11 protein-coding genes are annotated in these 14,719 nt (G+C 61.2%); 3 read left to right on the forward strand and 8 right to left on the reverse strand.

All coding sequences use genetic code 11. The annotated features are described in order from the left end of the window. The 5 genes from HX899_RS07460 to HX899_RS07480 form a co-directional block, all read right to left on the reverse strand. Positions 1-1,397: NCS1 family nucleobase:cation symporter-1 (locus tag HX899_RS07460; RefSeq protein WP_181292211.1), on the reverse strand; the 1,397-nt coding region annotated here is incomplete at its 3' end. Between the two features lie 146 nt (positions 1,398-1,543). Continuing rightward, on the reverse strand, positions 1,544-2,722 hold the full coding sequence (locus HX899_RS07465; protein WP_138388767.1) for an alpha/beta hydrolase: 1,179 nt from the start codon (positions 2,720-2,722) through the stop codon (positions 1,544-1,546). Between the two features lie 76 nt (positions 2,723-2,798). Continuing rightward, the gene (locus tag HX899_RS07470; protein WP_181292026.1) at positions 2,799-5,870 is read right to left on the reverse strand and encodes an efflux RND transporter permease subunit; all 3,072 of its coding nucleotides are present in this window, start codon (positions 5,868-5,870) and stop codon (positions 2,799-2,801) included. Then, a complete protein-coding gene (locus HX899_RS07475; RefSeq protein ID WP_181292027.1) occupies positions 5,867-6,952 on the reverse strand; it encodes an efflux RND transporter periplasmic adaptor subunit in 1,086 nt (361 codons plus the stop codon). Before HX899_RS07475 ends, HX899_RS07470 begins: the two co-directional genes overlap by 4 nt. Beyond that, positions 6,949-8,022: an efflux RND transporter periplasmic adaptor subunit gene (locus tag HX899_RS07480; protein ID WP_181292028.1), complete on the reverse strand. Its 1,074-nt coding sequence runs from the start codon at positions 8,020-8,022 to the stop codon at positions 6,949-6,951. Before HX899_RS07480 ends, HX899_RS07475 begins: the two co-directional genes overlap by 4 nt. A gap of 110 nt (positions 8,023-8,132) precedes the next feature. Between HX899_RS07480 and HX899_RS07485 the strand changes: the two genes are divergently transcribed. Together HX899_RS07485 and HX899_RS07490 are read left to right on the forward strand one after the other, a co-directional pair. Next, positions 8,133-8,765, forward strand: coding sequence for a TetR/AcrR family transcriptional regulator (locus HX899_RS07485; protein WP_181292029.1), 633 nt, complete (start codon positions 8,133-8,135; stop codon positions 8,763-8,765). A gap of 75 nt (positions 8,766-8,840) precedes the next feature. Then, the gene (locus HX899_RS07490) at positions 8,841-9,920 is read left to right on the forward strand and encodes a LacI family DNA-binding transcriptional regulator (protein WP_181292030.1); all 1,080 of its coding nucleotides are present in this window, start codon (positions 8,841-8,843) and stop codon (positions 9,918-9,920) included. A 42-nt stretch (positions 9,921-9,962) separates the two neighbouring features. Here HX899_RS07490 and HX899_RS07495 read toward each other — a convergent pair whose 3' ends face one another. After that, a complete protein-coding gene (locus HX899_RS07495) occupies positions 9,963-11,018 on the reverse strand; it encodes a helix-turn-helix domain-containing protein (RefSeq protein ID WP_180195562.1) in 1,056 nt (351 codons plus the stop codon). Between the two features lie 241 nt (positions 11,019-11,259). Here HX899_RS07495 and HX899_RS07500 point away from each other — a divergent pair, with 241 nt between their 5' ends. Continuing rightward, positions 11,260-12,411 carry an ROK family transcriptional regulator gene (locus HX899_RS07500; RefSeq protein ID WP_180195563.1) on the forward strand — a complete coding sequence of 384 codons (1,152 nt, stop codon included), beginning with the start codon at positions 11,260-11,262 and terminating at the stop codon, positions 12,409-12,411. A gap of 264 nt (positions 12,412-12,675) precedes the next feature. Here HX899_RS07500 and HX899_RS07505 read toward each other — a convergent pair whose 3' ends face one another. Beyond that, a complete protein-coding gene (locus tag HX899_RS07505) occupies positions 12,676-13,722 on the reverse strand; it encodes a carbohydrate ABC transporter permease (RefSeq protein ID WP_181292031.1) in 1,047 nt (348 codons plus the stop codon). Position 13,723: 1 nt separating this feature from the next. Then, positions 13,724-14,719: a carbohydrate ABC transporter permease gene (locus HX899_RS07510; RefSeq protein ID WP_181292033.1), complete on the reverse strand. Its 996-nt coding sequence runs from the start codon at positions 14,717-14,719 to the stop codon at positions 13,724-13,726.

The following is a 14,719-nucleotide window of genomic DNA, read 5'->3' on the forward strand; positions in this document are numbered from 1 at the left end:
GCCCCGCCGATGGCGACGCCGAAGAACCAGCCGTAGGTTCCCCACCAGTCCGGCAGGATGGTGGTGAAAGTCGGCAGGATCGAGGAAAACAGCGCCCCCACCGCAAATGCGATGAAGGCATTGCCGTGCCATCCGTTCTGGAACCGGAACTCGCCATTCTCATGGTAGAGCGCTTCGACATTCAGCTGGCTCTTCCGGATGAGATAGTAATCCACCATCATGATGCCGAAGATCGGTCCCATCGTCGATCCGATGAAATTGACGAAATGCGCAGCACCCGTCTCCCACGGAGCAAACGGGTAAAGCACGAGAGCGATCAATGCGGCGATATATCCACCGCGTTTGAAGTTGATTTGGCGCGGGAAGACATTGGCGAAGTCGAAGGCCGGCGACACGAAGTTCGCCACGACGTTGATGCCGAGCGTTGCGATCGCGAATGTCAGCGCCGCAAGCAGCGCCAGGAACCAGCTGTCGAATTTCGCCGATATCATTTCGGGATGCAGCAAGACCTCGCCATAGACCGTAAATGCGGCCGTGGTGGTGACGCCTGCAACGAGGCAGAAGGCCAGGAGGTTGATCGGCAGGCCCCAGAGATTGCCTTTCCGCAGCGCCTTCTCGCTCGTCGCGTAACGCGAGAAATCGCAGAAGTTCAGGTAAAGCGCTGCGAAATAGGTGATCCAGGTGGCGGCCACGGCGGCAAGGGCTGCAAAGGAGCCAGGCTCGCCCGGCACGCCGGCATCCTTGGTCTTTTCGATCAACACGTCGCGCGGGATCTCGGAACCGAAGGAGAAGGTGCCTGATTTGACGACCAGATAGACCGCGAGGATCAGCATCATGATCCAGACGGCGGGACCCGCCCAATCCTGGAACTTGCGAACTGTTTCCATCCCGCGCTGAATGATCAGCAGCTGCAGACCCCAGACGATGACGTAGCAGATGAGCTCGAGGGTCGAGTGGCCGAGCATGTGGCTGTTTTGATGAAAGGCAAGCAGGCTGTCGTTGCGGATCAGCAAGGCAACGATCGCGCCGGATGCGGCGGCGGTCTGCGCCCCGTACCAGAAGCAGGCAACCACCGCCCGGACCAGTGCCGGAACATTCGCCCCGAACGTGCCGAAGGAAGCGCGCGCCAGAACCGGAAAGGGGACGCCGGTACGCACGCCGGCATTGCCGACCAGGCTCATCAGGCAGAAGATGACCAGCGATCCGATGCCGATGGCGATGACGAAATTGACGAAGCTGCCACACAGCAGGAACAGGCTCGCCGCCAGATAATAGCCCCACAGGCTGTGGACGTCTGACGTCCAGACGTTAAAGATGCTGAATGCACCCCATTTGCGCTCCTCGGCGGGTGCAAGATCCTCGTTGTACAACGAGGGAGACGGATTTCGTACGCTCATGAATGCCCTCCCATATCCTCGAGGTCAATTTGACCACAGGCAAAAGTCTGCTCTCCATTTGTGCATCTGACAATTTAATAGTCACATTGTACACATCTCTTGGCGATGCCTGAGGATTAGCCATCGCCGCTCTTACCTCAGTCCGGTCATTGCGAGCCGACGACACGCCCGGCCAGACGAAACGGACTTGCGACCGCGGCGCCGGCAGCATCGAAGACATAGGCGCCGACGTCGCCGGCGGTCGACCGCCTGCCGCTTTCGAAGGAGGCAAGCTGCGCTCCGAACTTGGCGAGCGATGCGTAGCGGTCATGCCCCAGCCCGTCGGATGCCTGGATCGACGTGATGTCGATGACCCGAAGCCTCTCCTTCAAGGCAGCCTCCCTGATGACGGGATCGTCAATATCGAGGCGTCCGACGCGCGCCCGCTCTCCCGCTATGAAGCTAGAGGCCACCAGCGCCCGGTCGTCCTTCGAAACGAGAAGAGATATCGGGATCGGCATCCGCCCGATATCCTTCAGCTGGGAGCGGAAAACATCTACGTCAATGTCAGGGGCCGCCAGGATCACCGCCAGTTTGCCGATGACGTCGTCGCGATGCTGCAGTTTGAGCTGGCGCACCGTTTCCATGACCAGGAATCCGCCCATGCTGTGTCCGAAAAGGATGATGCGTTTCACCTTTCCTGAAGCCGAGAGTGACGTGACAAGCGAGTCGAGGTCGCTACGCGAGGAGAGAGCCGCATCGCGGTCGGCGACATAGCCGGCGACGGCTGCGGCCGAAGGCCACGAAAACAGAATCGGAGAGCCCGGAATGTTGGCGTCCGCGGCGATCTGCGCAGTGCGAAACAGCGCCTCCTGATAGCTATAGTTATAGCCATGCACGAAGATGCCGACAGTGCCGTCGGACTGCGTAGAGTGGAGCGCCTCCTCTACGAAGGCGTCCTTTGCAAGCTGCTTGCGCCTGATGACGGCAAATTGGCGTTCGGGATCCGGCCTCGAGGTCGGATAGGTGATCGCGGTGTCCTTCCGGCCGGGAGGGACCGAAAACGCATATTGCTCGTAGGTGAGATTGTCAGCCCAGGTGCTGCCGAACCCGCCGCGTGCGGTGTCGAGGCTCCTGTTCGTCGCAGCGAGCACATTCACCCGGCTTGGGGCGGCGTCATCAGTGTGAAGCGATGCATTCAGATGAGCTGGGTGAACGGGCTGATGGACCGGGTTCAACACATCGGGCGACGGTCTCGTGGCGCAACCGGCGAGCATCGCCAGGCCGATTGCGACCAGCATCGCCTTGGCTCCCATCGGAAACCCGTTCAAACGCTGTTCCGTCATCGAGCTCTCTCCTCGGAGACCAGGATATGCAGCGGCCGCCGCGGCGGCCGCATGCGATGGACGTCAAAGCCCATGCTCATGCCTTTGCCGCGGCTTCGGTCTGAACGCCTTCATCCCTCGGGATCCTGAACCACGCGACGTAGAGCGCAGGCAGAAACAGCAGGGTGAGCGCGGTTCCGACGACGATGCCGCCCATCATGGCGTAGGCCATCGGCCCCCAGAAGATCTCGCGCGAGATCGGGATCAGCGCCAGCGTGGCCGCCGCGGCCGTCAGCATGATCGGCCGCATGCGGTGTTCAGTAGCCTCGACGACCGCCTGCCAGGGCGCCATTCCTTCGCTGCGCAAATGCTCGATCTGAACGACCAGGATGACGGAGTTGCGGATCAGGATGCCGATGAGCGCGAGCACGCCGAGGATCGCGACAAAGCCCATGGGGGCGTTGCTGAGCAGCAGCGCCGCGACGACGCCGATCAGGGCTGTCGGAGCAACGGCGAACACCAGGAAGAGCCGGCTGAAGCTTTGCAGCTGGATCATCAGGATGGTCGCCATCACAAACAGCATCAGCGGAGCCACAGCCGCGATCGGCCCCTGGGCATCGGCGCTGGATTCGACCGCGCCGCCCACTTCCACCTTGTATCCCACCGGAAGGCCTTTCTGGAATTCTTCGACCTTCGGCTTCAACTGGTCGACGATCGTGGCCGGTTGCGTCGGACCAACGACGGCCGCCTTGACCGTTATGGTGGGTTGCCTGTCGCGACGCCAGATGGTCGGCTGTTCGAGCTCGTAGCGGAAATTCGCCACGGCGGAGAGCGGCACGACCTTGCCGTTGGAGGTGGAGAGCTGCAGGTTCTGCAACGTCTGGATGGAATCGCGCTCGGATGCCCTGGCGCGGCCGATGACGTTGACCAGGTAAATGTCGTCTCGAACCTGGGTGGCCGTCGAGCCTTCGACGATGCCGTTAAGCGCGGTAGCGATGTCTTCGGAGGATACGCCGAGCTGGCGCGCCTTGTCCTGCAGGACATCGACCTTCACCACGCGGGACGGCTCGTTCCAATCCAGGACCATGTTCGCCAGAAGCGGGTGCGATCCGATGACGCCGGCAAACTGCTGGGAGAGGTCGCGGACCTTTTGAATATCGGGGCCACTGACCCGGTACTGGACCGGTTTGCCGACCGGCGGACCGATGTCGAGAAGCTTCACGAAGGCGTCGGTGCCGGGAAAGGTTTTCGTCAGATAGTCCTGCAGTTCCGCCCGCACCTTGTCACGCACGTCGAGTCCCTTGGTGACGATGATCGTCTGTCCGAACGACACGTTGGGCGTCTGCACGTCAAAGGACAGGATGAAGCGCGGCGCGCCCTGGCCGACATAGGTCGTCCAATGATCGATATCCTTGTTGTCGGCCAGCATCTCTTTTTCGAATCTCGCCATCTGCCTGTTGGTTTCGGCGATCGAACTGTTGTGAGGGAGGTTCCAGTCGATGATGAGCTCGGGCCTGTCCGAATTGGGGAAGAACTGCTGTTGCACCAGCCCCATGCCGCCGACGGAAAGGCCGAAGACGCCGACCGTCAGAATGATGGTGACCCAGCGCCAACGCATCGCCAGGCCCAGGAGCCAGGAGAAGACGGAGGCGAAGCGGCCCTTCTTCTCATGATGCGATTTCATGGTCTTCGGCAGGATCGTGACGCCGAGAAGCGGCGTGAACAGCACCGCCACCACCCAGGAAACGATCAGCGAAACCGCGATGACCACGAAAAGCGTGAAGGTGAATTCGCCCGCCGCGCTGTCGTTGAGACCGATCGGAATAAAGCCCGCAACCGTGACGAGCGTTCCCGTCAGCATCGGAAAGGCGGTCGACGTGTATACATGGGTGGCCGCCTTTCTGAGATCATCGCCCGCCTCCAGGCGGGCCACCATCATCTCGACGGCGATCATGGCATCGTCGACAAGAAGCCCGAGCGCGATGATCAACGCTCCGAGCGAGATGCGCTGAAGCGAAATGCCGGAATATTCCATCACCACGAAGGTGATCGCCAGGACGAGGGGAATGGAGATCGCCACTACCATGCCGGCGCGAAGACCGAGGCTGATAAAGCTGATGACCAGGACGATGGCGATCGCTTCGAAGAGCGCCCGGGTAAATCCGGACACCGCTTCGTCGACGACGGCCGGCTGATCGGAAACACGGTGGACGTCCACGCCGATCGGAAGGTCAGCGACGACACGTTTCATCTGCGCATCGAGCCCCTCGCCGAACTCCAGAAGATTGGCGCCCTGCTTCATGCCGATCGCAAGCCCGATCGCAGGCTGGCCGTTGAACCGGAACAGCGCCGACGGCGGATCCACGTAGCCGCGTTTGATCGTGGCGACGTCGGTCAGCGGAAAGAAGCGGTCGTTGATCCGAAGATTAATCGATCTCAGACTTTCCTCGGACGTGAATTGTCCACTCACCCGCAATGCGATGCGCTCCGGCCCGGCGTCGACGAAGCCGGACTGCGTGACGGCATTCTGCGCCTGCAGGGTCTGGATGACCGACTGCTGGTCGATCCCGAGTGCTGCGATCTGGCGCGTGGAGAATTCCAGATAGATCGCCTCGTCCTGGGCGCCGACCACATCGACCTTGCCGACGTTGGGCACGGTCAGGACCTCGGAGCGGGCGTTTTCCACGAGATCGCGAAGCTGCCGCTGGGTAAGGCCATCGCTGGTGAAGGCGTAGATGTTTCCGAACACGTCGCCGAAGCGATCGTTGAAGAAGGGACCGACGACGCCGGTCGGGAAATCGCCCTTGATGTCGGCGATCATGTTGCGGATGCGCAGCCAGGTCGGAGCGACATCCTTTGCCTTGGTCGTCGGCAGCAGCTCAACGAAGACGGTCGTCTGGCCGGCAACGGTCTCGCTCTTGGTATAGTCCAGCGATTCCAGTTCCTGGAGCTTCTTCTCGATCCTGTCGGTCACCTGCCGCGTCACCTCTTCGGCGGAGGCGCCGGGCCACTGGGCGGTGATCACCATCGTCTTGATCGTGAAGTTCGGGTCTTCTTCGCGGCCGAGCTTCACGTAGGAGAAGGCGCCTGCGAGAATGAAGACGATCATGAAGTACCAGACGAGCGAACGGTGTTCGAGCGCCCAGTCGGAAAGGTTGAAGGACTTCACTGGCTGATCTCCTGGTCGATCCTGATGGCCTGGCCATCTTCAAGTTTATGCACGCCTGCCACGACGACCCTTTCTCTGGGGGCGAGCCCCTCGGTGACGCGGACGCTGCCGCCGTCTTCGACGTCGCCGTCGATCTTCACGCGGCGACGCGATACCTTCCCGGCAGGCGCATCGACGATCCAGACGCTCGGGCCGTCGCTGCCGACGAGGATTGCCGAGGAAGGCAGAACGATCTGCGGATCGGCGGCAATGGTTGCCGAGGCTGTGATGACCGAGCCGAGCCTGAAGGCTTCGGGCGGATCAGCGAGCGCGATCTTGGTCCTGCTCGTGCGGGTGGAGGTCTCCGCCTCCGGTGCTATTTCGCGCACGATCCCGGACGTGCGGATGGTGGGATCGAGTTGCAGCGTCACCTCGAAGGGCGCGCCGATCTTCAGTTTCTGGGCGGCGGCCTGCGGGACATCGACGACGGCGTCGCGCTTGTCCGGCCGGGCGATGGTCACAACCGTCTGCCCGGCCGACACCACCTGTCCGACTTCGGCCGAGGTCGCCGTCACAACGCCATCGAATTCCGCCCGAAGCTGCGCGTAACCGTGTTGCTCCGTGGCCTTGTCGAGGTTGGCCTGCGCCTTGGCGACGGCGGCCGCCGCCGTCCGCTTTGCCTGCTCAGCCTCTTCGAGCGAGGCTTCGGTGCCGGATCGCGACTCCAACAGCGCACGCTGGCGCTGCTCGGTGGTCACTGCATTCCTGAGCTGGGCGTCGCTGTTCTCGACGTCGGACTGCGCGTTGCGCACGGCAAGCTCCAGCGCCAGCGGATCGATGGCGGCAACGACGTCATCCTTCTTGACGAGATCGCCGACATTGACGTTGCGGGCGATCATCCGCCCGAGAATCCGGAAGCCGAGTTCGGTCTCGATCGTCGGCTCGATCGTGCCGGTCAGGCCCAGGCTCGCGGCGGCCGTCTGCTTGACTGTCATCGACAGCACGGGACGAGGCGCTTCCTCCTTGCTTTCCTCCTGCGGTGCGCAGGAGGAGATCAGGGCCGTGCCCACCATCAGAGCGACTATGTTGAGACGAATACTCACTTGGAAGCTTCCTTGACATAAGACACGATTTCACCCGGCCTGAGGAACTTGGTCCCATCGGCCACCACGACCTCTCCTTCCGACACACCCGCCTTGACGATAAAGCTGCCGGTCTCGTAGCCGGCGACGTCGACCGCTCGGACCGAAACCGCGGACGATGCGGGATCGACGATCCAGACGGCCGGCTTGCCGTCCTTGGATGTCATGGCGGACCAAGGAAGCTGGATGACGTCCTGCGAGACGTAATTGAACCTTCCGACGACGGGAGCACCGAGAGGGATCGGAGCGTCGCTCGATATCGCGACCTTGACCTTGATGGTTCCGGTGGAGGAATCGATCGTCGGCGAAATCTCGCGAACCTTCGCCGCGATCTTCTGCGTCGGGTCAGACAGAAGGGTCACGGTGCCGTCGCCGTCGATCGGGCGCAGGAACGCACTTTCGACCACCTCAAAGACGGCATCCCGGTCGCCGTCATGGGCAAGCGTGAAGACGACCTGGGCGGCCTGCGCCACCTGCCCGACCTCGGCATTGCGGGCGGTGATCATCCCATCGGCGTCCGCCTTCAGCTCCGTGTAAGACAAGGTGTCCTGAGCGGTTTCCAACAGCGCCTGCGCCGACTTCGTCGATGCCTGCGCGGTCAGAAGCGCCTCCTGCGCCTGGTCGAGTGCCGCACGCGTCGTCACCTGCGTTCGAAACAGGCTCTGCTGGCGGTCGTATGCGAGCTGCGCCTGGGTCTGCTGCGCCTCAGCCGACTGAAGATTGGCCGCCGCCACATCCAGGTCGGCCTTCTGTTCTTCCGGATCGATCCGCGCGAGGAGCTGCCCCGCCTTCACGGATTGTCCAACTTCCACCAGCCGCTCGATGATCTTGCCGCTGACGCGGAAGGACAAATCGGTCTGAACCCGCGCCCGCACTTCTCCTGTGACCGCGCCGCCCTGGACTAGCGGCTCAGGCTTAGCGACGATGACGCCGACCTCTCGTGGGGTTGGCCCAGTCGGTCTGCTCTCATCGCTGCATGATCCGAGACCGATGGCGCATACGATCGCTGTGGCGACCAGAATGGTTCTCATAGTTGACCTCTTGCTCTCAACGGCCGTTCCTATATAATTGACTGACGGATTAGTCAATGAAACTTTGTGCCGCAGGGACGAGGGCGTGCGCAACAAGGCAGGCGAGGCAAATGGCAGCTCAGAAGAAGATCACACGCGCGGAACAGAAAGCGCTACGGCCCATCCAGATTCTCGATGCCGCCTTCGAGGAATTCGTGAGAAGCGGTTTCACCGGCACGCGCGTCGAAGACATCGCCGACAGGGTCGGCGTCACCAAGGGTACGGTGTACGTCTACTTCGAGACGAAGGAGAAGCTTTTCGAAGCAATGATCAACCACTTCTCCGTGCCGTTTCAGGAACTGCTGGGGATCACGGAGGGCCTCAGCGGCAGCGCCACCGACCGGCTGATCTCCATTCTCGGCCTGCTCTACGAACAAATCGCCGAGGATCGCACGACCCGCGAGCTGACGCGGCTCGTCATTGCGGAAGGACACCGGTTCCCCGACCTGATCGACCGCCACCACGATCAGTTCATTGAGCCGATCATCACCAAGGTCGACTCTCTCATTCTAGAGGGTGTGGCGTCAGGGGAGTTTCGCGAAGTTCCGGTGGAATTCTCCGATATCGTGGTCGCGCCCATCCTGACGACGACAGTTCTGCGGCTGATATTCGACGACCGACGCGTACCCACTCCCAACAAGGAGGCCTTCCTGCGGGTCTATTTCGACCTGCTGCTCAATGGCCTGCTTGCCAAACCTCACTGATCGTCGAATGACGAAAAATACCGCGCCGGGCACGTAGCTTTTCTCAAGTTTTTATGTGAAAACATCAAGTTAGCTATGCCTTCAAAGGCACGACCTCAATTCGCGACGGAAAAAGTGGAACGCAAAGTCAATCTCAAGGATGTCGCGCGCGATGCAGACGTGTCGCTGAGCACGGCCTCGCACGCGCTCAACGGGACCGCGCCGCTGACGATCGAAGTGCGCGAAAGGGTTCTGGATTCAGCCAAACGCCTGGGTTACCTCGACCGCCGGAGGAAGAAGGCGACGATTGCGGCCTTGCGCGTCCTGCTTCTTGCGATTCCCGACGATGCCGCACCGGAGAGCGATCTCAATCTGGTGAGCTGGACGATCCTCAACGGTCTTCGCAGGGAGTGCGAACGCCGCGGCATCAGGATCGTACCCTTCGTCAGCACCGGCCGGCGTATCGACGGCGCTCAGGTCAGGCAGATCGCGCTGTCGGAACGTGCCGACGGCATCGTGGTCCTGAACGATGATCAGCCGGAACTGATCCGAAGCCTCGCCTCCCCTGATATGCCTGTTGTCATCGTCAACGGAGAAGACCCCGCCATGCTGGTCGATACGGTCACCCCCGAAAACCGCTTCGGAGCGCGGCTCGGCATCGAGCACCTGCTGGCGCTCGGGCATCGCCGCATCCTGCATCTGACCTGGAAGGGCCGCACGACGATCCAGCGCCGATATGACGGCTTTTCCGACGCCTATCTTGCCGCCCAGCTTCCGGTGCCTGACGATATGATCGTCGAGGCCGAGGGATATGAGCCCAGGCACGGCGAGGCTGCCATCAACGCGCTGCTCGACCGCGATCCCACGGTGAAAGGCGCGACCGCCGTCTTCTGCGCGGCCGACAATCTGGCGCTCGGCTGCCTGAAGGCATTGGCCGATCGTGACATACGCGTGCCGGAAGCGATTTCGGTCCTGGGGTTCGACGATATCGTCCCCGGCGAATTCAGCCGTCCACCGCTTTCGACGGTCAGCGTTCCCACAGACAGGCTCGGCGCCGCCGCGCTCGCGCTTATCGAACAGCGGCTGATCGCCAACGATCCGCAGCGGCCGGCCCATCGCCTGGAACTCGGATGCCATCTCGTCCTGCGCGGCAGTATCGCACCGCCGCGCTCCTAGAGCATGACGCCGAAAACCGTTCACACTTTTCGGCGTCCTTCTTTATCGCAAGCGCTCAGCCCGCAGGCGCGTATCGCGCGGGCTTTCTCCAAAGGCGCTGCGGTAGATAATAGAGAACCTGCCGGCATGAGAAAAACCCCACAGCGCGCAGATTTCGCGGACGGATCGCTGATTCATCGGGTCCCGCAATTGATCGCGAGCTGCTTGCAACCTGATCGTGCGCAAGTAACCGCCCGGTGAAGTTCCCCGGAAGGCCCTGAAACCGGTTTGCAGCGCACGAAGCGAAACACCGACACCATCGGCAACCATCGTCATGGTGAGGGGCTCTGCGATATTGGCGTGCATATAGTCGATAGCACGCCGGACATGCCACGGCGCGATCAAACACACTTTCTGTTTTTCCAAATGGTCGGAAAGACGGTGGCGGCCAAAACGGATCACGAGGTTAGCAAGCGTTTCGCTCATCGCCGCCAAGGCCAGAGGTGAAGACAGAAGTGGACCGCCATTGCGCATGCCCTGCACGATCGTCTGCACCAGGCTGCCGATAAGCTGGCCCGACGGCGTTGCGAGATCCACAACCGGCTCAAGGTCAAGTGAGTCGAGGATCGGCATTTCCACCAGTGAAACGAGCATTCGCCTCACAACTTTCCAGTCGAGAAAGAGGGCATCCGAGCAGTGCGGGCCGCCTTGAATGAGACGATCGCCAGCCTCGTGGTTGTTGGCCATGAGGAGACGACCTGGCCCACTTTCAACCACCGTCTTTCCAATGGACAGCCGGAAGGATCCCGAGTGAGGAATGTAAAACGCAAGGTGTTGCGGCGTCTCATCTAGCGTCCGACTTGTCCAGGAACTCTGATAAACCGAATGAAGCACCGTAAATGCCTCACTTGTTCGCAAGTCCGCGGCCCAGGCAAAGGCCCGATCGTTGCTCAACGGCTTCGCGCCAAACACCCCGTAGCCCGCCGAATAGGCGCGAACCATCGACTCGAAGTCAGTGCCTTCATGGGTTGGCGCAAACCCATATACTTCACGCTCGGGAGCGCACACCGTATTTTCGGATCTCAACGATATCTGCAACTCGGTTGTTTCCCTTTCCACACCCCGACCGGCTAACCGCCTCAAGCGCTCCATCTCGTTTGAGATCGCCGCAACGCTGATATCGTGCCGTCCAAACGCTCGGACACGATCCCCTTTGAAAGGCCGTCAGCCTGACTGGCTTGACCAATCTCGATGAGGTAAGCAGTGCCGGCAAAGCGGGGATCGAATTCCTTGTTTGACAGAAGCAGAATGCCCTCCCAATGTGGTTCACACTCACAGTGTAAATCAAAACGAACCGAAAATGAAGTATGATCCGCTAGACCATGTTGCCGCGCATTTTTTGCGAGACACACAACCGATGCGCGTTGCTTCCCGCAACGAGCGCGACCTGTTGCGGCTGATCTGGAAGTCTCCGGGGATCGAACGCTCCGACCTGACAGAGCCGCTCGATCTCACCCAGCAATCGTTGCACAGGATCGTCGCGCGGCTTCATGAGCGAGGAATGCTCGTCTTTTCCCATTCGGAAACCCGACGGCCGGGACCGCCCAGCCCGGAGCTGACCCTTCGCAAAGACTGGTGTTTAACGCTGGGCATCTCCGTGAACGTCGGCTCGATCGGCCTTTGCCTCATGGGTTTCGGCGAACCTTTGGAAAACATGGAAATCCCACAGGCGGGCTCCTCGCTATCCGTTGAAATGGAGCGGATCGACGCGGCGGTCGAAGAACTTCTTGCCCGCCGGGGCGCCAAACGGCGTGACGTCCTCGGCGTCGGCCTGGCCGTCGCCGGCCACCGCATGCTGGAGACGGCATTCAATTGCCCCTTGCCGCTCGCTCATTGGTCGTTGATCGACCTGGCACCCCTGCTTGGAGAGCAACTTGGGCTGCCGGTCTGGGCAGACAATGTCGCCAGGACCGCAGCCTTGGCGGAAGCCATTTTCGGCGTTGGCCGCGATGTCGCAGATTTCGCCTATATCGCCCATCTTCATGGCTATGGCGGCGGCCTGGTTTCCGGAGGCATGCCGTTTCGCGGTAATTTCGGCAACGCCGGCGAATTTTCCGTTCTCTTCGGGCGTCAGGACTACGAGGAACGCCCTGCACTCGGCGTCCTGCTTGAACATCTTCGTGCCAAGGGGCGCATGAACTTGACCCTGAGGGACCTGAAGAACGAGGACCTGATGGACTGGGATGGCGTTGAGGAGTGGGTGGACCGCGTCACGCCGGCCCACAATCGAGCCATCAATGCGATCTGCGCAATATTCGACCCGGCATTGATCGTCCTCGGCGGCGAGCTTCCGCACTCACTGGCGAGAATGCTGATCGAACGGACAGAATTCAACAACCTGCCTCGGCATGGGGTTTTACGCGACGTCCCCAGGCTTGCCGTGGCGCAGATAATCGACGCCCCCGGCGCAATCGGCGCGGCCCTGATCCCGCTCTTCGAAACCGTTTTGTGATATTTGCAGGACGCCGTAGCATTTTGAAATCGACGTCTGGCCGCCCATCAGGTCGCGGAGGCGGCCGGCCTCGGTGGCAAGCGCTACGCTCGCGGCGGCGCATACCGCCCACAAAATGGGCGGCGATTTTGGGAGCCATGCACGAAGACAAAGGCCGAAACACGCCGCATGAACCATGTTCAATGCGACGCGCCTCAGCCGGGAGGAAGACGTGATATCGGTTGTTCGGCGGTTGCGGGGAGGCCTATCTCCACGCCTCGCCGTTTACTTCATGCCCGTTCCGGCGATGCCCGTGGTGATGTACTTCTGCAGGAACAGGAAGACGACGGTGACAGGCAGCAGGCTGAGGAATGTCATCGCCAGGATATAGTGCCACTGCACCGAGAACTCTCCCTGGAATGCATTCAGGCCGACCTGCAGGGTGAAATTCTCGCGGCTGTTGAGGACGATGAGCGGCCAGAGGAAGTCGTTCCATCGCCAGAGCACGGAAAAGATCGCCAGCACCGCGAGAGCTGGCGCCGTCAGCGGCAGGATGATGCGCCAGAAGATGCAGAATTCGCTCGCCGCATCGACGCGCGCCGCCTCTATCAGCTCGTCGGGTATGGTCAGCATATATTGCCGCAGCAGGAAGACGGCGGTCGGAGAGGCGACCGTCGGCAGGATGACGCCCCAGAGGTTATCGGCAAGCCCGACCCCGACGATGACGAGATAGGCCGGCACCATGACGACGGCGAGCGGGATCATCAGCGTCGAAATGATGATGACGAAGACCGTCGTATCCCCTGCAAATTTGTATTTCGACAGGGCGAATGCCGCCATGGCGTTGACGATCAGCGTCAGAAGCGTTGCAACGAAGGTGACGAACACTGAATTCTTGAGGAACGTCAGGAAGTTGAAGCGCGTCAGCGGATCGGTGTAATTCTGCGTGGCGACCGTCAGCTTCTGCACCGGCGTCATCCCCTTGACGTCGACGCTGACGGGTGGTCCGGGATTTTCGGGATCGACCATCTGGGCCTTGAGGCCGATGCGGCGGACCATGGCCATTTCACGCATCTGACCGTCGACGGTGACCTGCCAGAGGCTGAGCGGCTTGTCGAAGCCGGGCACGGTCTGCTCGACGGCGGCCCGAGGAAGCAGCGTCGGCGGAAACCGGGTGATCTCGGCGGCCGGCTTCAGCGAGGAGAGGCCCGCCCACATGACGGGAAGGAGCACGACGAAGGTTCCGCCGATCAGCCAGACCCACGACAATATGTCGGTGATATCGATGCGTCCGGCCCGGCGTGTGCGCGTGAAAAAGCTGATCGGGTTCATCTCAGGACTCCATTCGCTTGCCGATACGCAGCTGTATGAGGGTGAGAACCAGAAGCACCAGCCCCATGAGAACCGATGCGGCGGAAGCCAGTCCGAAGAGGCGAAGATCGCTGCCGAATGCCATCTGGTAGATATATTGGACGATGAAGCTGTTGGCCGTGCCGGGGCCGCCGCCATTGGTCAGAACCCAGGCTTCGTCGAAGATCTGGACGGATTTGATCATCAGAAGGATGAACACGACTAAGAGGTTCGGCGCCAAGAGGGGAAGCGTGATCCTGAACAGCGTGCGGCGTCGCGAGGCGGCATCGATGGAGGCAGCCTCGTAGAGCTCCTTCGGGATGGCCTGGAGGCCGGCCAAGAGGATGAGCGTGTAAAAACCCATGTGAAACCAGACCGATACCGCGACGACGAAGAAGCGCGACCAGCCGACGTCGAGCAGGAAGATCTCAGGGGGAATGCCAATCATCTGGAAGAAGGCGTTCAGCAGCCCGTTGCGATCGAGGAACCATTTCCAGATGAGACCGATGACGACGGGCGACAGCAAGACGGGATAGAAGAACATCGCCCTGAAGAAACCACGCGCGACGATCGCCCGATTGAGGATCAGCGCCGTGATCAGCGCCACCAGCAATGTCGCGACGACATTGAAGGCCACGAACCAGAGCGTGTTCCACACGGCCGTCCAGAACAGCGATTCCTGGCAGGTTCCCGGCTGCAGATAATTGCCGCAGGAAAGCAGCGTGCGGAAATTGTCCAGGCCGACGAAAGGCCGCTCCGACACGAAAAGATTGGTGCCGCCGGTGAAGGCGTAACCGATCGCGATCGCGATCGGAAGGAACGTGAAGATGGCAAACAGAACGAGGTTCGGCGCCAGGAACAGCCATGGCATACGCTTGCGGCCGAAGATGCGCTCGATCACATTTATTGGGGCTTCGACCACTCTCATCGCCGTTTCCCCTGTCTGGGACAGCAATGCACCTGCCTTGAGCGCCGCCAT

It is taken from the genome of Rhizobium sp. WYCCWR 11146 (assembly GCF_013591995.1).
GTDB classification, from domain to species: domain Bacteria; phylum Pseudomonadota; class Alphaproteobacteria; order Rhizobiales; family Rhizobiaceae; genus Rhizobium; species Rhizobium indicum.

What these genes read in the sequence shown, in the direction of transcription:
- HX899_RS07465 (WP_138388767.1), bottom strand. Translation starts at nt 2,722, where the DNA reads ATGACGGAACAGCGTTTGAACGGGTTTCCGATGGGAGCCAAGGCGATG.
- HX899_RS07490 (WP_181292030.1), top strand. Translation starts at nt 8,841, where the DNA reads ATGCCTTCAAAGGCACGACCTCAATTCGCGACGGAAAAAGTGGAACGC.
- HX899_RS07485 (WP_181292029.1), top strand. Translation starts at nt 8,133, where the DNA reads ATGGCAGCTCAGAAGAAGATCACACGCGCGGAACAGAAAGCGCTACGG.
- HX899_RS07500 (WP_180195563.1), top strand. Translation starts at nt 11,260, where the DNA reads ATGAAGTATGATCCGCTAGACCATGTTGCCGCGCATTTTTTGCGAGAC.
- HX899_RS07480 (WP_181292028.1), bottom strand. Translation starts at nt 8,022, where the DNA reads ATGAGAACCATTCTGGTCGCCACAGCGATCGTATGCGCCATCGGTCTC.
- HX899_RS07510 (WP_181292033.1), bottom strand. Translation starts at nt 14,719, where the DNA reads ATGGCGGCGCTCAAGGCAGGTGCATTGCTGTCCCAGACAGGGGAAACG.
- HX899_RS07505 (WP_181292031.1), bottom strand. Translation starts at nt 13,722, where the DNA reads ATGAACCCGATCAGCTTTTTCACGCGCACACGCCGGGCCGGACGCATC.